The 16842-nt window shown below is 59.0% G+C and carries 28 protein-coding genes; 14 read left to right on the top strand and 14 right to left on the bottom strand.

The annotated features are described in order from the left end of the window. Positions 1-7 precede the first annotated feature (7 nt). The 13 genes from EIC84_RS03415 to EIC84_RS03370 form a co-directional block, all read right to left on the bottom strand. Positions 8-997: a recombination-associated protein RdgC gene (locus EIC84_RS03415; protein WP_003067261.1), complete on the bottom strand. Its 990-nt coding sequence runs from the start codon at positions 995-997 to the stop codon at positions 8-10. Next, positions 994-1302: a hypothetical protein gene (locus EIC84_RS03410; RefSeq protein WP_100086414.1), complete on the bottom strand. Its 309-nt coding sequence runs from the start codon at positions 1300-1302 to the stop codon at positions 994-996. The genes EIC84_RS03415 and EIC84_RS03410 overlap by 4 nt, the downstream gene beginning before the upstream one ends. Further along, positions 1299-1916, bottom strand: a complete 618-nt coding sequence (locus EIC84_RS03405; RefSeq protein WP_003067255.1) for a DUF3164 family protein — start codon at positions 1914-1916, stop codon at positions 1299-1301. The genes EIC84_RS03410 and EIC84_RS03405 overlap by 4 nt, the downstream gene beginning before the upstream one ends. Before the next feature lie 24 nt (positions 1917-1940). Further along, on the bottom strand, positions 1941-2333 hold the full coding sequence (locus tag EIC84_RS03400) for a hypothetical protein (protein WP_134737298.1): 393 nt from the start codon (positions 2331-2333) through the stop codon (positions 1941-1943). A 1-nt stretch (position 2334) separates the two neighbouring features. Next, positions 2335-2919 carry a hypothetical protein gene (locus EIC84_RS03395; protein WP_134737297.1) on the bottom strand — a complete coding sequence of 195 codons (585 nt, stop codon included), beginning with the start codon at positions 2917-2919 and terminating at the stop codon, positions 2335-2337. Continuing rightward, positions 2916-3083, bottom strand: a complete 168-nt coding sequence (locus EIC84_RS25920) for a hypothetical protein (protein ID WP_003067248.1) — start codon at positions 3081-3083, stop codon at positions 2916-2918. The genes EIC84_RS03395 and EIC84_RS25920 overlap by 4 nt, the downstream gene beginning before the upstream one ends. Beyond that, positions 3080-3229 carry a hypothetical protein gene (locus EIC84_RS25915; RefSeq protein ID WP_160162816.1) on the bottom strand — a complete coding sequence of 50 codons (150 nt, stop codon included), beginning with the start codon at positions 3227-3229 and terminating at the stop codon, positions 3080-3082. The genes EIC84_RS25920 and EIC84_RS25915 overlap by 4 nt, the downstream gene beginning before the upstream one ends. A 2-nt stretch (positions 3230-3231) precedes the next feature. Then, positions 3232-4131, bottom strand: a complete 900-nt coding sequence (locus EIC84_RS03390; RefSeq protein WP_003067242.1) for an ExeA family protein — start codon at positions 4129-4131, stop codon at positions 3232-3234. 146 nt (positions 4132-4277) lie between these two features. Continuing rightward, on the bottom strand, positions 4278-5552 hold the full coding sequence (locus EIC84_RS03385) for an integrase (RefSeq protein WP_237704474.1): 1275 nt from the start codon (positions 5550-5552) through the stop codon (positions 4278-4280). Continuing rightward, positions 5553-6050: a hypothetical protein gene (locus tag EIC84_RS26275; RefSeq protein WP_237704473.1), complete on the bottom strand. Its 498-nt coding sequence runs from the start codon at positions 6048-6050 to the stop codon at positions 5553-5555. A gap of 9 nt (positions 6051-6059) precedes the next feature. Continuing rightward, complete coding sequence (locus EIC84_RS03380) at positions 6060-6956, bottom strand: DUF3102 domain-containing protein (RefSeq protein ID WP_003067240.1); 897 nt, start codon at positions 6954-6956, stop codon at positions 6060-6062. A 32-nt stretch (positions 6957-6988) separates the two neighbouring features. Next, positions 6989-7303, bottom strand: a complete 315-nt coding sequence (locus tag EIC84_RS03375; protein ID WP_003067238.1) for a transcriptional regulator — start codon at positions 7301-7303, stop codon at positions 6989-6991. After that, positions 7300-7770 (bottom strand): hypothetical protein, encoded by a 471-nt coding sequence (locus EIC84_RS03370; protein ID WP_003067236.1) that lies wholly within the window; start codon positions 7768-7770, stop codon positions 7300-7302. The genes EIC84_RS03375 and EIC84_RS03370 overlap by 4 nt, the downstream gene beginning before the upstream one ends. A gap of 156 nt (positions 7771-7926) precedes the next feature. On the opposite strand from EIC84_RS03370, the gene EIC84_RS03365 reads away from it, so the two are divergent. Next, positions 7927-8172 (top strand): hypothetical protein, encoded by a 246-nt coding sequence (locus tag EIC84_RS03365; RefSeq protein WP_003067234.1) that lies wholly within the window; start codon positions 7927-7929, stop codon positions 8170-8172. A 96-nt stretch (positions 8173-8268) separates the two neighbouring features. Here EIC84_RS03365 and EIC84_RS03360 read toward each other — a convergent pair whose 3' ends face one another. Beyond that, positions 8269-8520 carry a DNA-binding protein gene (locus EIC84_RS03360; protein WP_003067232.1) on the bottom strand — a complete coding sequence of 84 codons (252 nt, stop codon included), beginning with the start codon at positions 8518-8520 and terminating at the stop codon, positions 8269-8271. 94 nt (positions 8521-8614) lie between these two features. Here EIC84_RS03360 and EIC84_RS03355 point away from each other — a divergent pair, with 94 nt between their 5' ends. From EIC84_RS03355 to EIC84_RS03295, 13 genes are all read left to right on the top strand, one after another. Continuing rightward, a complete protein-coding gene (locus tag EIC84_RS03355) occupies positions 8615-9079 on the top strand; it encodes a helix-turn-helix transcriptional regulator (RefSeq protein WP_003067230.1) in 465 nt (154 codons plus the stop codon). Between the two features lie 22 nt (positions 9080-9101). Further along, entirely contained in the window at positions 9102-9512 is a 411-nt protein-coding gene (locus EIC84_RS03350; protein ID WP_003067228.1) for a hypothetical protein, read from the top strand. Positions 9513-9530: 18 nt separating this feature from the next. Continuing rightward, the gene (locus EIC84_RS03345; RefSeq protein ID WP_131361348.1) at positions 9531-10100 is read left to right on the top strand and encodes a hypothetical protein; all 570 of its coding nucleotides are present in this window, start codon (positions 9531-9533) and stop codon (positions 10098-10100) included. Beyond that, positions 10097-10480 (top strand): hypothetical protein, encoded by a 384-nt coding sequence (locus EIC84_RS03340; protein WP_003067227.1) that lies wholly within the window; start codon positions 10097-10099, stop codon positions 10478-10480. The genes EIC84_RS03345 and EIC84_RS03340 overlap by 4 nt, the downstream gene beginning before the upstream one ends. 28 nt (positions 10481-10508) lie before the next feature. Continuing rightward, entirely contained in the window at positions 10509-11039 is a 531-nt protein-coding gene (locus tag EIC84_RS03335; RefSeq protein ID WP_003067224.1) for a hypothetical protein, read from the top strand. Between the two features lie 99 nt (positions 11040-11138). Further along, a complete protein-coding gene (locus tag EIC84_RS03330; RefSeq protein ID WP_034362475.1) occupies positions 11139-11681 on the top strand; it encodes a lysozyme in 543 nt (180 codons plus the stop codon). A 217-nt stretch (positions 11682-11898) separates the two neighbouring features. Beyond that, a complete protein-coding gene (locus EIC84_RS03325; protein WP_003067219.1) occupies positions 11899-12450 on the top strand; it encodes a DUF2514 family protein in 552 nt (183 codons plus the stop codon). After that, complete coding sequence (locus tag EIC84_RS03320) at positions 12440-12790, top strand: hypothetical protein (RefSeq protein WP_003067217.1); 351 nt, start codon at positions 12440-12442, stop codon at positions 12788-12790. The genes EIC84_RS03325 and EIC84_RS03320 overlap by 11 nt, the downstream gene beginning before the upstream one ends. Then, complete coding sequence (locus EIC84_RS03315; RefSeq protein ID WP_003067216.1) at positions 12787-13104, top strand: hypothetical protein; 318 nt, start codon at positions 12787-12789, stop codon at positions 13102-13104. The genes EIC84_RS03320 and EIC84_RS03315 overlap by 4 nt, the downstream gene beginning before the upstream one ends. 3 nt (positions 13105-13107) lie before the next feature. Then, the gene (locus tag EIC84_RS03310; protein WP_034362472.1) at positions 13108-13650 is read left to right on the top strand and encodes a phage protein Gp27 family protein; all 543 of its coding nucleotides are present in this window, start codon (positions 13108-13110) and stop codon (positions 13648-13650) included. Continuing rightward, entirely contained in the window at positions 13650-13910 is a 261-nt protein-coding gene (locus tag EIC84_RS03305; RefSeq protein ID WP_003067212.1) for a hypothetical protein, read from the top strand. The genes EIC84_RS03310 and EIC84_RS03305 overlap by 1 nt, the downstream gene beginning before the upstream one ends. Beyond that, positions 13907-15319, top strand: coding sequence for a terminase large subunit domain-containing protein (locus tag EIC84_RS03300; protein WP_003067211.1), 1413 nt, complete (start codon positions 13907-13909; stop codon positions 15317-15319). The genes EIC84_RS03305 and EIC84_RS03300 overlap by 4 nt, the downstream gene beginning before the upstream one ends. After that, positions 15312-16841, top strand: a complete 1530-nt coding sequence (locus tag EIC84_RS03295; protein WP_100086412.1) for a DUF935 domain-containing protein — start codon at positions 15312-15314, stop codon at positions 16839-16841. Before EIC84_RS03300 ends, EIC84_RS03295 begins: the two co-directional genes overlap by 8 nt. Position 16842 lies beyond the last annotated feature (1 nt).

Below are 16842 nucleotides of genomic sequence, written 5' to 3'. Positions count from 1 at the left end.
AAGGACACTATGCAGCCTCCCAAGGTGCCGAGCTGTCGGATGCATCGGTGGCAACACTGCTCGGCCCGGTCACTGTGGCCTGTAACGACGCTGGCAGATTACCCAGGCCGATTCGGCCCTCGCCGCCCAGGGCTTCGATCAGATCCGGGAGCATGCGCGACAGCTCGCCCGTGGTAATGCTCACATCGGTGTCAAAGCCGGCATCGTCCTGAGACTGCCCATCCATGACCGCGTCCAGCATCGTGATGCCGTGCAGCTGCAAGTTGTCGGTCAGCACAAAGCTCACGCGGTCATCCCAGGTCATAGCCAACTTGGTCGGCAGCTTGCCGTGCTCGATGTGCTTGCGCACCTCGTCGATATCCAGGGGGTGGCGTGCATAGCGCACCACGGCCTTGGACTCGTCAGCAGCTACCAGCTCGCACTGGCGATCAATCGAGAAACCAGCCGGAGGCTCCTGCGTGACCAGCCAATGGGCCATGGCGGCTTGCGGGCTGGTCTGTGTATCGACAAGGGCCAGCGCAAAGCCTGGCAGGCCTTCGACCAGCAGCGACACGATCTCGTCTGCACGACCTTGGGCGCTGGTATCGAGCAACAGCAAGCGGGCCTGTGGGTCGATCCAGACCCACATGCTGCTCTGTTTGGCGAAAGCCGCTGGCAGCAGATCCAGCTTGGCCTCGTCCTTGAGGTCGCGCTTTTCCTTCTTGCCGGGCTTGCGGCCCTCAGTCTTTTCGATGTGCTCGGCCTTCTCGTTGACCTTGCGATTGAGCACGCTGGCCGGGATCGGCTTGGCTTCAGTCATGAAGCGCAGCATCCACTGGCCAGCGACGGATTCGGCCAGCAGACCATGCTGCTCGCCCCGAGGTGGCACCCAGCCGACCGAGCGCTCCTGGGTTGCGCCACACTCGGCAAACGGGGTCTTTTGCAGAGCAGCCTCCAGGGTCTGCAGGTCAGGCACCCATGTTTTAGCAATGCGGTAGGTAATGGCGTTCTTGATCATTCGATGAACTCCGATTCAGTGTCGTCTTCCAACACGTTGAACTTCACATCCGGAACGCGTGGGTGGGTGCTGAAGTGCTCGCTCAGCAGGCCCAGGCCGTCATGCTGATAGCCCCCACCGTGGTGAGCCGCCATTTCTGCGGCGTAGGTGAATACGTCGTCTATGCCTTCGATCTGCCAGAGACTCTTGCGAAACTCTTCCAGGTACTGTTCCTGGCTGAGTCCACCAAACACAGCTGGAGTCAGCTCGATCTCGATTTCCTTGGTAATGGTGACGCGCACCTTGCGCTTCATTGATTCGCTCATACCGCCGCCAGGTCCAGGTTGATCGGGTCATAGCCGCCCTGGGCGTTGCGCTCATAGAAGCGGATATAGGGCTTGGTACTGGCCACCTTGATGCTGTCAGTGATGGCCTGCATGGCCTTTAGCCAGTCTTCGTCAGTGATCTTGAGCTGACGCAGGCCCAGCACACGGCCCGTATTGATCTTGCCTTCCTTGTCGGTCTGGAAGGCATGGGTGACCAGAGCCTTGATGTTGTCGTCAGCATCCTTGGCCCAGCGGATCACACACTGGTCGATCAACTCCTTGGCGGCCTGGAGCTGCTCGCCGAAGACCAGGTGGTCGGCCATTTGGCGCACGATCTTGAAGCCGCCGTCATATGTGGTCAATGTCACATTGCCCTTGTCGCCGCCGCTCTTGACGCCGTACTGCTCCATGCTGATGGTGACCAGCGTGGCCACGTTCTGCATGCTGTTGAGCTTGAAGTCACGCAGGCCGACACTGCGTTCCTTGGCCATTACGCACAGATCACGCACGACCTGGTCGCGCAGCTTGTCGATATCGGTCACGCGGGATTCGGGCACGAGGTCGCCACGGGCGTTCTTCCAGTAGCCAGGGGGAATGGTGTTTTCAGTCGTCATAGTGCTCTCTTGGGTTGGTGTCGATCAGCAGCGCTGGCCACGGCTGGCAATGGATTGATAGGCTTGTGAGCCCGCACGAGGCGGCGTGAAAGGCTCAGGCTTGTAAGTCGTGTTCATCACGTCGATCTGGCGCGGCAGAGGAAACTCGCCCATCGGTGGGGCAGATTTCTTGGCCTTGCGGGGCGCCTTGGCCGTCTCAAACAGCCCAGAAGCTGCACTGCGGATGCCCCAGCGAGGCTCGGCTCCTTCGATCTTTTCCAGCCAGCCGGATGTGCAGAGGTTGCGCAGCCTCTTGCGGATCTCGCCGTCAGAGTCACCGATCAAGGGGCGCAGTTGCTCCAGGGTCTGGGGGCCGTGCTTGCGCATCTGCGCAATGAATCGCTTGCTGGATTCGCTCAAGCGAGAGGTTTTCAGCATCTCAAACTCCTTGTTTCTTCTCAAGCGCGGCGCGCATGGCTCGCACGGTGGGGGACATACCTGCAGGCTGGGCAGGCGCCAGCTGCGGCCGGGGGGCGGGGTTTTGCAGCAGATCGCCAACGCTGGTGGGGGTGGCACTGGAGTGCTGGCGGCCTGCATTCCGCAAATCCTCTTCGCGCTTGCTTTCGGTGGCGGCCTCGTGGTCGCTGGCCATGCCGGCCAGCACCGCATACAGATAACCATGGCCTTTGAGAGGCAGATCGATGCGGTCGTTATCGCGTCTAGCCAGCAGTTGCTCGATGGCGTCGGCCCAGAGCTTGAGTGGGACAACCCAGTCGCGCCCTTTGTGGTGGATGGCTTCACGTTCCAGATCGGGCAGCAGTTGCAGCAGCAATTTGATTTTCTTGGCGGCCGTCAGGCGCTGCTTGGCGGGCTGATGCAACGCCACGTACTGCAGCACGCGAGTGCCAATGGGAAAGCTCACGGCAACCAGGCGGGCCAGAGCCTGCTGGTCGCATTCGTGCGCAAAGGCCGTGACCAGGTCAAACTCGCTGCCGCAGGTGGGGCAGGACAGATCCGCACTCATAGACCCAACACCTCCCACATCAGGTGCGTGTAAATCTGGCCTCCGACCACGCCCAGCGTCACCAGAAAGGCAATGACCAGCAGGACGCGGGAGAGTTTTTCCACAAAACGGGGCGGCTCGGGGTACTCGATCACGCCAGGGGTGAAATGATGTTCACGCTTCATTGGGCAATCCTTCGCACGGTGACGCAGCGCGCGTCGTGGAACATAGAGAGAGCGGCGTCAATGGCCTGCCAGTCGCTGGGATAGTTGCCATAGGCCAGGCCGAGGGCGCGGCCCTCAAGGGCCATGGTGATCTGGTAGCGATACATGCTCAGCACCCCTTGATGACTTCGGCGTTGACCGTGTCCCAGCCAGCCTCGGCCGCAGCATTCATGGCACGGCAGACCAGGTTGTTGACCACCAGCGGGTAGCAGATGCTGGTGATGTCGGCGTCCTTGCCGCCGCGCGGCAGGTAAATCAGGCGAGAGCGGATGGCATCTGCAGCATCGGCCGCAAACACGTCCTCATACTTGAGGTCAAAGCGGGCGAACTTGTGCTTGAGGTAGCCCTCCAGTTCGGTGTTCAGCGGGTCCAACTCCACGATTTCGCAGCGCTGGGCGACTTCGCGCACCTCGGGGTTCTGGGCGCTCAGGCGGCGGCGCAGCTCGGGCTGGCCGATCAGAGCAATGCCCAGCAGGCGGCGCATGCCGTCCTTGAGCTCGATCCAGCGCTTGAGGTGCTTGAGCGTGGCCACGGGCAGGTTGTGGGCCTCCTCGATCAGCAGCAGATGGCGGTGACCGGACTGGGCGCTGGCGCGCAGCAGCTCGTGCGCCTGGCGAAAGCGTGCTTGGCTGCTGATCTTGGGCTTGGCGTGCGGGTCCAGGGCGAAGATGATGGCCTCGGCAATGGATGCGCTCTTGAGCGTCTTGCCCTTGACATCGTTTTCTTCCATGGCCAGGACATAGGGACGGATCACCACAATCTCGGTGGAGTCCTTGCGCACCCGCTCTTCCAGGTCTTCGGCCAGCGTGGACTTGCCAGCGCCGGACTCTGCGACCAGTGCCATGAAGCCATGGTGGCGGGCGCAATCGGTCAGGGCCACGCGGGCATAGCGCACGCTGGGCGTCTGATAGACATCGTCAGGGGTCTGCACATCGTCCAGGAACGGATTGCGGGGCAGATTGAAGTGCTTTCGAGCGTTGGTGCTCAGGGATTCGTTTTGCAGTAGCATTGGTTCCTCCTCAGGGGTTGCGTTGAAATCAGTTTCTGGGGCGGCCTCGGTGTGTTGAGAGCACACCGGGGCCAACTTGTTTGTGGGCCTGGCATTGGCCCGGAGATGGCGAATTTGCGAAATTTCGCAAGTTGCGGTCTGGGGCATCAGGCACCTCCTGCCACCACACGCAGCTGGCCGCGCATGGTCAAGCGGTCATGAACAGCCTGCAGCTCGTCCTCGGGCACGCCATCGGGGTACCAGGCGCGCAGCTGGGCGGCTTTTTCACGATCCATGGACATGCCCATGCCTTGGAGCGCCTTGGCAACTTCAAAGGCATTGAGCAGACGGGCCGAAGCGCTGGTGCTTGTGGTGACATTGGTCACCAGTTCGGTGCCGCGCTTGGGGATGAAGGTGCGCTCTGGAGCCTGCTCGATAGGCTTGTAGGGGTCGATGCGGCCGCTGAATGGCAGAGCCTTGGCCTTGCGCTTGGCTTCCAGCTCCTCCAGGGTGCTGGCGTCGTAAGCCGCCATGGCGACCTCCTTGCGATTGGTATCCAGCTGGGTATCCGCAGGGCGGGCCCAGTCTTCGCCAATCACATTGCCGTCCTCGCGGAAGCCGGCGTCATCACGCACGACCACTGGCACAGAGATCAACAGCTCATTGCCCTCGGAATCGGTATCCACCACCATGGCAGCGTCAGCCACCCAGGGGTTGATAGCCAGCATGAGCTTTTCACCGACCATCACATTGGGCACATTGCGCACGTCGAACTCGCGGCCCTTGAAGGCGACGCTGAGCGTGTCGCTGACCTTGCGGGCTTCTGGCTCATGGGTCAGCAACTCGCGGCACAGCTCCACGCTGGGGGCCAGGCGCAGCTGCTCGGTGGTGATGGTCATCCACTGGTCGTAGCGTGTACGGCCGTGGCGGGAGTGGATCTTGTTAGCGTTGAACCACTTGGCCCAGCGGCGTGCCTGGCGGTTAAGCTCGTCCAGGCTGGAAACCGGCGCCAGGCGCAGGCCTGCTTCAAAGCTGCGCTCAATCTGATCGCGGGTTTTTTCAATCTGGCCGGTGGCGCGGGCATTGCCTGCCGCGTGTGCAATCAGCTGAATCTGCAGGCGGCGCGCCAGGTTGCTGAACAGGCCAGAGGTATTGGCACTGCCCATGTCCATCATCAGAATACGTGGCACCCCATAGAACGGCTCACCAGTGCGCTGCTGAATTGCATTGATGAACACATTGGTGAGGTTGGCCGCGCTTTCAGCGCCCATCACATATTCAAGGTAGATGGACGCGCTGTTGTGGTCCGAGAGTTCATAGGACCACACTCGGTCAGCCGCGATGCGGGACAGATTGGCAGGCTTGTTCTTATAGAACTTGTCATGCTCCATGACCTGCAGGCCACTCTCCTTGCCGCTGCTGTCCTTGAGGTAGTACAGCACTCACAGTGATGCATCGACCTGCCAGACATGGTTGGGGTGCAGGCTACGCAACTCAACTGCGGGAGTGGCGCGGTTGAGCTGGTCGGGGTGCAAGCCAAAGCTACGCAGAGCGCGGGCCACAGCACTTTCAGACAAAGGCAGGACTTCGCCTGTTGACTGGTCGGTGCGCTCGGCACGCACTTCCCCGTTGGCGCGCAAGATGTCCAGGGCTTGGCCAATGGACATCAGGCGCTTGTTGCTCTTGCGGTGGCTGACCATGAGCAAGGCACTGATGACGACAGCTTCTTCACGGGGCAGACTGACAGCCCCTGCATCGCTGCGCTGTTTACGTTCGGGTTTCACGGTGATCTTGTCCAGGTGACGGTAAAGCGTGGGCAGGCTGATGCTCAGCTCTTGGCAAGCCGCCCTGTAGACGGCCTGCTTACCGCCTGCGGGTGCGGCTGCTGCCTGAGCAGCCACCTGCACAAGGCGCTGGGTGAGCGTTGCACTGAGGCTCATGACCCGTCCTCAAGCCTCGACTGCTTCGCCGCCGCCAGCCCAGGCTTGGGTGTCTGCTGCCAGTTCGCGTTCGGCTGCGCTGGCAATGTCTGGCAAGCCAAACTCTTCGCGCAGTGCATTGATTTCGGCTTGCAGCTCGCCTAGCAGGCCAGCGGCAAAGGCCGTCTGAGAGGTGCCCTGGGGCAATTCACGCAGCTTGATCAGGGCTTGACGGACGCCACCCTGAATGGCACCCACCGCATCGTTGGCAATACGGGTTGCGGCGGTCTTGAGATCAGCCAGAGCTTCATCAGGTGCCATCTGCGCGATACGCTGCTTCTCACGCTCCAGCTTGTCGATCTGCTTGTTCTTGTTCTCAAGCAGCTTGTCGCTGGCGTCTTTTTCTGCTTTGGCTTCACGCAGGCGAGTGCGCAGTTCACTGGCGCTCAGACGGTCGATATCGTCCATTTCAGCCAGGTTTTCCAGCACATCATCGTCGTGGGTGACCAGCTCCAGGAAGGCACTGGCCGATTTCACTTGGTTGCCCAAAGCGGCCAAATTGGCCGATTTAGCTGTTTTCAACGCTGCTTGCATAAAGCGGCGAGCGGTGCGATCACTGAAGCCCAACATTTCAACGCGCTGGGTGAACTCACCATGGGGCGTCAGCTCCTTGAGAACGAGCAATCGCTTGCCTGTCTCCAGCACGGCTTCTACTGTGCGACGCTGGTAGAAGCGGATTTCATCTTCCAAGGCACCCACGGTGACGGCGCCTGAATAACCAACTTGCTTGGCGATGGTCATCGCTTGTTCATTGGCTTCAATGGTCATGACGGCCAACTGATTGGCGGCATTGAACTCCTCGGCGATCACCACTTCGTTGGCGGGCACTTCCTTGCTTTCGGGTGCGGGGGTGGTGTTACGGGCCATGTTGTTGTTTTCCTTTCGGGGTTGCGTTGAAATCAGTTGAGAGGGACGGCGTAGCGTTGGGTCAGGTCATCCAGCTGGCGCTTGGCCTGGTTGAGATTGGTGCTGACGGTGATTGCGATGCGCACAAACTGCACACCCAGGCGCCAGCGGTTGGTGCCTTGCACCAGCTCCACAAAGCCGTCCTCGGCCAATGCGGGCAGATTGAGGGAGACCCAGCTGGGTGATACGTCGATGCCTTTGGCAATCTCGCCAGGGCTCAGGCCCAGCAGTTCATGACCGGCCAACAGGCGATACAAGGCATTTGCTTTGCGGATGGAGCCCGCCAGGGCTTTGCTGCTGTTGCTCATGCTTCAAAGTCCAGCTCAGGGGTCGCGTGCTGGACCACGTTGGTGTGGTGCCAGGCGGCAGCCTCTAAATGGCGCTGTAGTGCGGCCAGCGTGTCTTGGGCTGTGGCCTTGCCCTGGTGAAATTCGCCCAGCAGCCGAAGCGCCTCGGCAAAGCCGGTGTGGAACTCAACCAGGTCAGTGGCCGCTGCCTTGCGGCCCTTGGGGCGGTCAATGACCAGCTTGCCCGCGTTGGTAGCCAGCCAAGTGCTGACAAAGTTGTTGCCGCAAGCCATCTCCAGCGTAGGTATGAGGATGGCTGGCAAGCGGCCCGTGGAAAGGTACTTGTAGTGGCTGTCCAGCGAGATGCCCATGCGGTCTGCGATACGACTCTGGGACAGGTTGGCTTCCTTGTCCATGGCGTATTCAGTGCAGCCGCGAAGAGCATCGGTCAGGCTGTTAAAGCGCTCTTTTTTCCAGTTGCGGCGCATCACAGAGCTCCTGTCTGCGGCATTTCCAGAGGCCGCGATGTTTTGGAAGAAGTGGGTCGGCAGGGGCATCCAAACAAATAGCCCTCTGGAAACAGTGAAAAACACCGATGCGCTGGCAAAGTTGAGCCATCGATCACAGGGCACGGGAGGTGCAACATGGAATCAGCAGGCTTGGATGAATTGGCAGGACGCATTGATGGCGTGGCGCAGGCCGTGCTCAGGCTGACGGCACAGCTAGAGATGGATGGCTTCATGCTTGGCCCTCGACTAACGCAGGCCTGGCGTGAGGCAAGACCTGAGCACTTGGCGCTGGGCGTTCAGTTGCAGGCATCACGCAAGGTGCTGCTGCAGATGGCAGAGCAACTAGACGCAGCGCGTGATAACCGTCAGGCGTACCAATGAGTGGCACATTCACGGGAAAACCATGTGTGTCAATTTGGACGGTTTGAGAGCCCGTCAAATTTGTTACATTGATGGCCGGAGTAGGCATGGCTGGCCTCAAGCTGCGGCGCTCAGGTTGAACGCGGTCACATTGGCGGGGCGGGAAACCATACCGTCCTTGAGCTTCAGCTCAACGGCGATGTTGTGGCTTTCACCACGCAGGCATTTGCGCTTGGGGTTGCGCTCATCGTCATTGATGATGTCGCTGACCAAAACGGGGCTATAGCCACGTTGACGGGCCCAGCCAGTGATAGACCAGCCACGGCTGGCGAATTCTTCACGGATCTGGGCTCTGGTTTTGAGTGCCATGTCGGGCTCCTAGTTTGTTGGCATCTGTTGGCGCAGATGCCGGTTGCGTTGAACTTGTTGGAACGAATTATGGTTCAAATATTTGAACCATGCAATGACTTATGGTGCGAATATTTTTATGAGCTTGCATGAGCGCTTTAAAGCCGAGCGTGAGCGCCTAGGTCTCACACAGCCTCAAATCGCCGTGCTCACCTCGGTAGGTAAGACCACTGTGATTAATTGGGAGAAGGGAGCTTCATCTCCCACGGCTGTCCAGTTGGAGGTACTTGCAAAGCTTGGTATGGATGCGCTCTACGTTGTGACAGGCAATTACGCCGGGGGAGTCCCCCCTGCACCGTCACTTAAGGACGATGAGCGACTGCTGCTGGATTACTACCGTGAGGCTCAACCTGCAGTGCGTAAGGCTGCGATGGCAGCATTGCTGTCCGGGCAGGCAGGTGGTATGGGTGCTTCGATGAACATGTCCAACTTAGGCGATGGAAATGTGCAGATCGGCTCTATAGGCGGCAGCTACTCGGCTGTACCGCCAAAGCCTTCGCTCCGCAAAAAAACGAAATAGGCCCAATTGAGATGGAGGCGCGGTGAAGTTGAAGGAGATGATGCAGTGGCTGCTCAAGCTGCTGCCGCAACAGAAGATGCAGGAGAACGGCAACGGTAGTCTCCAGGCTGGTCGTGTGGAAGGTGATCTGCATCACAGCCACACTCAAGCGGTCTACAACATTTTTATGATGGCTCCAGAGCCTGCAAAGGCTCCTGCGCCAGCGCCAATTCGGACAAATGAGAAACTACCTGCAGATGGGTGGCAGGAGGTTTTCCGAATGATTCGCAACTTGCCTCAGAGCAAAGGCGAATCAGTATTCAGATTCATGGAGCGAAAGTTCCATACCCGCATGGTGCGTGAACTCAGACCTGATCAACTGCAGGAAGTACGCTTGTATGCCGCCAAGATCGCACGAAACATGGCGGCGAGCTCCAGAAGGCCTGCGCCATGAGGTGGATAGATAAGGGCCATGAATACTCAAGATGACTTGCGGCATCAAGCATTTCTCAGGATTGGGGGTACCGATTTTCCAGACCATCTGGATGCATATCTGAAGCTTTGGCCTTCTACAGAACGTCATATGGCTGGTGATCTGAGCAAGAGGATTGTTCAGCGCGAATACCAGGATTTTTTCAAACAGCACCGCCCACCTTGGCCTCGATATCAGGCATACATCCAATACTGGGACTTTGCAGATCCAGACAGTTCTGACGATGATGACCCGCCTGGCGTTGTCTGTGCCGAACAGCCTTGGGAACTGCTACTGCATCGTGTCCTATCAGCCAGCTACATGGCTGAGCGCCAGGCAAGATATCTGATTGATGCGGATTACGCCCCATGGTGGAGGCTCGTAGTGGTTGCCGATGGTCGCGTTTATCCAGAGTGCCTGGCCGCTTCAACGGCATTGCATAGGTATGACTCCGATTTTTGGCGCAAGCGTGAATTGCCATGCGAACGACTTTTCTGTAACTGTCGTATTCAAGCGCTCACAGAGCACGATGCTAGTGAATTTCAATCGAATAAAGGGAGGCAAGCGTGAGAAGAGCACTAATCAAAACCTCTGTCGGCGTAGCCATTGCTACTGCATTGGCCGGTTGTGGGTCCGCCGATGAGAACTTCAAATGGACCGCTGAAAAGAACATTGCGCGAAAGCTAAAGGACCCTGATTCAGCAAAATTTGGAAAGACATTCATCGTTCGCAAACCGGCTAATGAACTCGGCATTTCCGAGGTGGTTGCATGCGGAACTATCGACGGGAAAAACAGCTTTGGAGCTTATACAGGCGGCGTTCGCTTTGTGGTCAGAGGTCTGCAGGGTGGTGACCTACTCGACATCTCCATCATGGAACTGGATGACCCCACAGAAAGCAAACCTACGACTTTTGAGAAGGTTTACTGGAACGCCTACTGCTTTAAGTAATTGCAGATTAATCAGGGAGACCAACTGCATGAGTGACGTTGTATGGGTTGCGCTTATCAGTGCCAGTGGCGTAATCGTTGCTTCTCTTATGACGCAGCTATTGGTGATGCGAAACACCGCAAAGCAGGCTGAGCGGGCAATCCAACAGGAGGCACTGCAATGGCAGCGAAACGAGACCATCAGATTGCAGAAGGAGGCCGAGAAAAACCTCCAGGATTTCTGGCGAGCGATTGTTGAAACTCAAGATCGCCTACTTGACGGCATAAATTCCAAGCCTAAGTTGGACAAGTTTTCTGAGGGGGCAATATCGACTGCTGCGACGCGGGCATATGCCATCGCGCTGGTGATGATCCCAAACTTGCGAGCGATTGCGCACGATTACTGCGTGGCTTGCGCAACGGTAGATACAGCAATTCACGATGACAAGAAGCACGACGCTGGAAAGTTGGTTCCTGAATGGCGCAAAGCCTTCGACCTGGTAGAAGCAGCAGTAATCCAAGAGGCGAATCTTCTCAGGCGAAGAAGCACTGAAGATTTGACGCCTATCCCCAATAAGTAAAGCGCTTTACTCAACTCAAAGTCGACCTGCGCGGCATCCTGCCGTGCATGACTTACCCAACCACGGCCAGCAAGAGCCCTCCCAGCGCAAGGGGGGCTTATGGCGATTGATAGCGCTCGAATTGGAATCGTTGCCCTGGTGCTGTCTGCCACCGGGTTGACCTACATAGCCCAGCGCGAGGGCTATGTCGAAAAAGCCTACCCAGACCCCGTGCATGGCACCAAGGTGCCCACGGTGGGCTTTGGCACGACCCAGGGTGTGAAGATGGGCGACACCATGGCGCCGGTGCGTGCCCTGGTGCGCTTGCGTGCCGATGCCTCGGAATACGAACTGGCCGTGAAACGCTGCCTGGCCGTGCCCATGCATCAGCGCGAGTTTGATGCCTTTGTGGGCCTGGCCTACAACACAGGGGCGGCCGCTGTGTGCTGGAACAACGAACGCAATGGGCCCAGCACGATTGCCCGCCGTCTGCAGGCCGGCGACTACTCAGGTGCCTGTGAGGCCATCTTGCTCTATGACCGCGCTGGGCCGGTCAACAAACCCCAGGACCGCTGCAGCCATCCAGACAACCGCACTTGCCGGGGCGTTTGGACGGACCGCAAGGCTCTGCGCGCGATGTGCCTTGGGGAGCCCATGCCATGAAATTCCCCTGCAACTGCATCGTTGCTGCTCTGGTGGCACGGGTACTGCACCCAGCTCAAACACGCATTTCCTTCGTGCGCACGCGCACTGGCCGCTGGCATTGCATCTGGGTGCGCGCTGGCCTCCGTTATGAGTTCTACGCACCAGGTCGCAGCAAGCTGCCGTACTGGCGCAACCTGGTCTATTTAGGCTGCGTGCGGCAGATCGGGGGCACGTCATGAAAGCCGTGCTCATTGTGATTGCAACGCTTGCCGCAGTGCTTGGCCTGCGTGCCTGGAATGGCCATCTAGTCGCCCAAGGCGACGCTCAGGGTGCCGCACGCGTGCAGCAGGCCTGGGACCAGGTCGAAGAAAAACGCAAGGTCACGGAGTCCCAGCAACGCGCAAAGGCCGAACTCGCGCAGCGCGAGACCGAGACGGCCAAACAAAAGGAAACCGAAAGGATCTCCCATGAACAAGCCCAACGTGAGCAGGCTGCGCGCACTGCTTTGGACACTGCCGCTGCTCGCAATCGCAGCCTGCTCACCACTATCGCCCAGCTCAACGCCAACGCAGCCGCTGCAAAGCTGTCCGGCACCGGCCCGCAATCCTGCTCCGCCAGCGACATTGATGGAGCTACCGCCGCCCGCACAGCACTCGGAGAGTGCAGCAGCCGATACACAGCGCTGGGAGGCGTTGCTGACCGGCTCTCAGGTCAAGTGACCGGCCTGCAGGACTATGTGCGCTCGGTCACCAAGCAAGGCCAGGCAGGAGGCACTGATGGTTTTTGAGATGACGCTGACCAATGTGCTGACGGTCATGAGCCTGTTTTGCATGGCCATGTGGGCGATCTTGAAAGCCATTGCGGTGCAGGCGCAGAAGCGCTCGGACGAGAAGTTTGACCAGTTGCAAAAGTCACTGATTGACCTGACCAGAGCTGTCAGCAAGGAGTCTGAACAGATCCGCTCTCTTGAGCTCTCGCAGTTGCGGTTCCAGGCCGAGGTGGCCAGGGACTATGTGCGCCGGGATGACTTTGTCCAAGTGATCGCCACGATCAATACCCGTATCGATAACTTTGCGCTGCGCATTGAGGCCGCAGTGCGCAATCTCCCCGGAGGGAAAAACCAATGAACTATCAGCCAGCCATTCTGAAGGCTCGCCGTGAAGCCATTCGCTGGCACCTGCTGTCGGCCATCAATGTGTCGCGTCCCGTGGGTATCTATACCGAGGCATTGCTGCCCATCATCCAGTCGGTGTATCCCGATGCCACGCACCAAGAGGTGCGCCGCGAGCTGGACTATCTGGAAGAGCGCGAGCTGTGCAAGATCCAACGCGACCCCATCGACCGCTGGTTTGTGGAACTGAACCGCTGCGGCATCGACTACGTGGAATACACCATCGACGCGCAGCCAGGCATTGCTCGCCCCACGATCACGCAGGGCTGACCTATGCCACCCCGTAGCAAAGTGCACTCTCTTCCGGCTGAACTCAAGGAGTGGCTGGATAACGAGCTGATGGCCCGTGGCTTCAGCGACTACGAGCAACTGGCTGCGGACCTGAAGGCCCGCGGCGCCGATGTGTCTCGCTCGTCCCTGCAGCGCTATGGTTCGCCCTTCGAGAAAAAACTGGCCCAGTTGAAGCTGGCCGGCGAGCAGGCCCGAGCCTTGGTGGATGCCACACCCGATGAGGAAGACAAGCTCGGTGCGGCCGTCATTCGCATGACCCAGGAGAAGATTTTCAACTTGCTGATGGAGCTGGACATCAACCCGGAGGAAGTGGATGTCAACAAGCTCTTCAAGAATGCGGCCGAGATCGGCAAAGCCAGTGTGTCGCAGAAGCGCTTCAGCATGGAAGCGCGTGCGGCCATCAAGGAAGAGGCCCGCCGTGAGCTGCTGGAGGAGCAGAAGGCCCAACTGGATGCCCTGGGCAACAAGGGTGGCGTGACACCCGAGACACGCCTGGCCATCCGCGAAGCATTGGGGATTCGGTGATGAGCCTGCTCAAACCTGTTCCCTCTGCTGAGCTGGGCACCAAGTACACCCATTACGGCTGGTTTCTTGGCCTGGTGCCGGTGTACCTGGCTGATGTTGACTCTGATGCACCTGTGGTGGTGGAGCGCAATTGGGTCCCTGAGTGGTACTCCTGGGCAGTTGAAGCGCTATTCGGGCTTTTCTGCTGGGTGGCATCGGTGGTGATTCCAAATTTTGAGCCGATGTTTTCGATGCTGGTGACTGGGGAGATCAAGAAATGATTCTCAAGGGCCGCGCCAAATGCATCCCCAATGATCGGGACGCCATCTTTCTACCCTTTCAGTCGCGTTGGATCAAGGATGAATCCCGCTTGAAGCTGATGGAGAAGTCTCGCCAGATTGGCATCAGTTGGTCCACGGCCTATGCGGCCGATGAACGGGCTGCAGCTGCAGGTGCTCGGCACGATGAATGGGTCAGCAGCCGTGACGACATCCAGGCACGCCTGTTCATTGAGGATTGCAAGCTGTGGGCCGGCATCATGAATATGGCCGCCAGGGACCTGGGCGAGGTGGTGCTGGATGCTGAGAAGAAGCTCAGCGCCTATGTGCTGCAGTTCGCCAGTGGGCGCCGTATTCACAGCATGTCCAGCAACCCAGATGCCCAGGCCGGCAAGCGCGGCAGCCGTATCCTGGACGAGTTCGCGTTGCATGCTGATCAGCGCAAGCTGTGGGCCATTGCCTATCCCGGTATCACTTGGGGCGGCAATATGGAGCTGATCAGCACTCATCGGGGCTCGCACAGCTTTTTTAACTCTCTGGTGCGCGAAGCCCGCCATGGCGGCAACCCCAAGCGTATCAGCCTGCATCGGGTCACCCTGCAGGATGCGCTGGAGCAAGGCTTTTTGTTCAAGCTGCAGCAGTCTCTACCTGCAGACGCCGAGCAGCAGGCCATGGACGAAGCCGATTACTTCGATTTCGTGAAGAACGGCGCGGCCGACGCTGAATCGTTTGACCAGGAATACATGTGCATTCCGGCCGACGATGACAGCAAGTTCCTGGAATACGGCCTGATCACGGCCTGCGAGTACCTGGGCGGCACGGACTGGAAGCGCGGTCTGCAGGGACCATTCCAGGGCCGTTTGTTCTGCGGCGTCGATATCGGGCGCAAAAAGGACTTGACCGTGCTGTGGGTGGTCGAGCAGCTGGGCGATGTGTTCTACACGCGCCATGTCGAGACCATGGAGAAGATGCGCAAGAGCGACCAGGAGAAGATCCTGTGGCCATGGTTCGCTATCTGCGACCGTGTCTGTATCGACTCCACTGGTCTAGGTATCGGATGGACTGACGATGCTCAGGACAAGTTTGGCGAGCACCGCATTGAGGGCGTGAGCTTCACCGGCCAGGTCAAAGAAGCACTGGCCTATCCGCTCAAGGGCGCGATGGAGGATCGAAAGATCCGCATACCAGAAGACCCAAAGATCCGGGCCGATCTGCGCAAGGTGCAGAAGGTCACCACCTCAGCAGGAAACATTCGATTCGTGGCGGAAAGCACGCCCGACGGCCACGCCGACCGATTCTGGGCTTTGGCGCTGGCCTTGCAGGCGGGCAATTCACCTGCAGCGCCTTTTGAATACACCAGCAGTGGTCCGCTGGCGGGCACTCAAGAAATGAACGGATTTATGTATGGTTAAACGTATCGGTCGCAGGGGATCCCGCCCAACACCTGACGTGAACAACTATGTGACACGGCAGGAGCTGGAAACTGAGATCGCCAACCGTCTGGTGGACCCTTTTGAGTCTAGTTACCTTGGTGTTCTGCGCACCAATGACCCGCTGCTGCTGGAACGTGGCCAGGGCAGTATCGAGATTTACCGCGACCTGAAGCGTGACGGCAAGGTGTTCTCTTCCCTGCAAAAGCGCCAGTTGGCTCTGGTTGGCTATGACTGGACCGTGACGCCCATTACATCGTCCACCAAGGCCGATGATGATGCCCGCACGATGCACGACATTCTGGATGGCTGCGGCTTTGACAATCTTTGCAAGCAGCTGATGGATGCGTTGCTCACCGGCATGGAGGTCTGCGAGATCATGTGGACCGTGTCGGATGGCATGTGGGTGCCCAAGCGCTTTGCGCAGCGGGCTCAACGGCGCTTTACCTACATTCAGGACACAGCCGAGCGCCCCCCAGAGCTGCGGATGCTGACGCGGGAAGACATGCTGCGCGGCCGTGCTCTCCCAGAGCGCAAATTCATCGTGCATCGGGTCAATCCGCAAGACGACAACCCTTACGGCATGGGGTTGGGTCTGCAGACTTACTGGCCGGTGTTTTTCAAACGAGCCGGTATCGTGGCCTGGAACAAGCGCTTGGCGCGTTCGGGCTCTCCTGTGCCATGGGGCAAATACCCGAACAATGCAGGGCCCGCTGATAAAGGCACGCTGTTCTCTGCCTTGCGAGCTTTGAGCAGCGATGGCGTGTTGATGACGCCCCAAGGGATGGACATCACACTGCTTGAGTCAAAGATGGCATCCAGTGGCAGCATCAGCTCAGAACGTGAGCTGGCCGAATACATGGACGACTGGATTGCGGCTGTCTGGACCGGCGAGTCCCCACGCGGCAAGGCCGGTGGTGCAGTGGCCGCTGCAGCAAAGGAGCGTGAGTCGGTGCGCCTGGGCCTGACCAAGGGCGACAGCGATCTGCTGACAGAAACGCTGAAGGAGCAGCTGCTCGACCACATCTGCTACTTCAACGGCCTGGAGCCCTGCAAGGTATATCGCCAGATCAAGGCCGATGAAGATACCAAGGCGCAGTCGGAAACCGACAAGAACGTGGCGGACCTGGGCTTTGAGGCATCGGAGGCTTACATCCAGGAGCGCTATGGCGACGGCTGGACCAAGAAGCAAGGCGCGCCAGCCGCAGATCCGGCTACGCCCAATGCCGGTCCTGCAAGCCCCACCTTTGCCGAAGCAAGCGGCGTTCAAGGCCAGGATGCCATCGACCAGGCGCTGGCATCCATTGGCGATGCCGAGCTGCAGGATGCCATGCGCGGCCTGCTGGAGCCGTTGTTTGAAGCCATTGAGGCGACGGATAACTTTGAGGATGCCCTGGCCGTGGTGCAGAAGGCCTTTCCGAAGATGGACAGCGCGAAGCTGCAATCTCTGGTCGCCTCGGCGATCTTTGGCGGCCAGGCCTACGGCCGAGCCGTCGAGGCATAGG

Source organism: Comamonas sp. A23 (assembly GCF_004522605.1).
In the GTDB taxonomy this organism is placed as follows: domain Bacteria; phylum Pseudomonadota; class Gammaproteobacteria; order Burkholderiales; family Burkholderiaceae_C; genus Comamonas; species Comamonas thiooxydans.
Note: the sequence above shows the minus strand (reverse complement) of the source record. Positions and strands in the feature narration are given on the sequence as shown.

Coding starts and splice junctions, on each gene's coding strand:
- EIC84_RS03415 (WP_003067261.1), bottom strand. CDS start 997: ATGATCAAGAACGCCATTACCTACCGCATTGCTAAAACATGGGTGCCT.
- EIC84_RS03410 (WP_100086414.1), bottom strand. CDS start 1,302: ATGAGCGAATCAATGAAGCGCAAGGTGCGCGTCACCATTACCAAGGAA.
- EIC84_RS03405 (WP_003067255.1), bottom strand. CDS start 1,916: ATGACGACTGAAAACACCATTCCCCCTGGCTACTGGAAGAACGCCCGT.
- EIC84_RS03400 (WP_134737298.1), bottom strand. CDS start 2,333: ATGCTGAAAACCTCTCGCTTGAGCGAATCCAGCAAGCGATTCATTGCG.
- EIC84_RS03395 (WP_134737297.1), bottom strand. CDS start 2,919: ATGAGTGCGGATCTGTCCTGCCCCACCTGCGGCAGCGAGTTTGACCTG.
- EIC84_RS25920 (WP_003067248.1), bottom strand. CDS start 3,083: ATGAAGCGTGAACATCATTTCACCCCTGGCGTGATCGAGTACCCCGAG.
- EIC84_RS25915 (WP_160162816.1), bottom strand. CDS start 3,229: ATGTATCGCTACCAGATCACCATGGCCCTTGAGGGCCGCGCCCTCGGC.
- EIC84_RS03390 (WP_003067242.1), bottom strand. CDS start 4,131: ATGCTACTGCAAAACGAATCCCTGAGCACCAACGCTCGAAAGCACTTC.
- EIC84_RS26275 (WP_237704473.1), bottom strand. CDS start 6,050: ATGAGCCTCAGTGCAACGCTCACCCAGCGCCTTGTGCAGGTGGCTGCT.
- EIC84_RS03380 (WP_003067240.1), bottom strand. CDS start 6,956: ATGGCCCGTAACACCACCCCCGCACCCGAAAGCAAGGAAGTGCCCGCC.
- EIC84_RS03375 (WP_003067238.1), bottom strand. CDS start 7,303: ATGAGCAACAGCAGCAAAGCCCTGGCGGGCTCCATCCGCAAAGCAAAT.
- EIC84_RS03370 (WP_003067236.1), bottom strand. CDS start 7,770: ATGCGCCGCAACTGGAAAAAAGAGCGCTTTAACAGCCTGACCGATGCT.
- EIC84_RS03365 (WP_003067234.1), top strand. CDS start 7,927: ATGGAATCAGCAGGCTTGGATGAATTGGCAGGACGCATTGATGGCGTG.
- EIC84_RS03360 (WP_003067232.1), bottom strand. CDS start 8,520: ATGGCACTCAAAACCAGAGCCCAGATCCGTGAAGAATTCGCCAGCCGT.
- EIC84_RS03355 (WP_003067230.1), top strand. CDS start 8,615: ATGACTTATGGTGCGAATATTTTTATGAGCTTGCATGAGCGCTTTAAA.
- EIC84_RS03345 (WP_131361348.1), top strand. CDS start 9,531: ATGAATACTCAAGATGACTTGCGGCATCAAGCATTTCTCAGGATTGGG.
- EIC84_RS03335 (WP_003067224.1), top strand. CDS start 10,509: ATGAGTGACGTTGTATGGGTTGCGCTTATCAGTGCCAGTGGCGTAATC.
- EIC84_RS03330 (WP_034362475.1), top strand. CDS start 11,139: ATGGCGATTGATAGCGCTCGAATTGGAATCGTTGCCCTGGTGCTGTCT.
- EIC84_RS03325 (WP_003067219.1), top strand. CDS start 11,899: ATGAAAGCCGTGCTCATTGTGATTGCAACGCTTGCCGCAGTGCTTGGC.
- EIC84_RS03320 (WP_003067217.1), top strand. CDS start 12,440: ATGGTTTTTGAGATGACGCTGACCAATGTGCTGACGGTCATGAGCCTG.
- EIC84_RS03315 (WP_003067216.1), top strand. CDS start 12,787: ATGAACTATCAGCCAGCCATTCTGAAGGCTCGCCGTGAAGCCATTCGC.
- EIC84_RS03310 (WP_034362472.1), top strand. CDS start 13,108: ATGCCACCCCGTAGCAAAGTGCACTCTCTTCCGGCTGAACTCAAGGAG.
- EIC84_RS03305 (WP_003067212.1), top strand. CDS start 13,650: ATGAGCCTGCTCAAACCTGTTCCCTCTGCTGAGCTGGGCACCAAGTAC.
- EIC84_RS03300 (WP_003067211.1), top strand. CDS start 13,907: ATGATTCTCAAGGGCCGCGCCAAATGCATCCCCAATGATCGGGACGCC.
- EIC84_RS03295 (WP_100086412.1), top strand. CDS start 15,312: ATGGTTAAACGTATCGGTCGCAGGGGATCCCGCCCAACACCTGACGTG.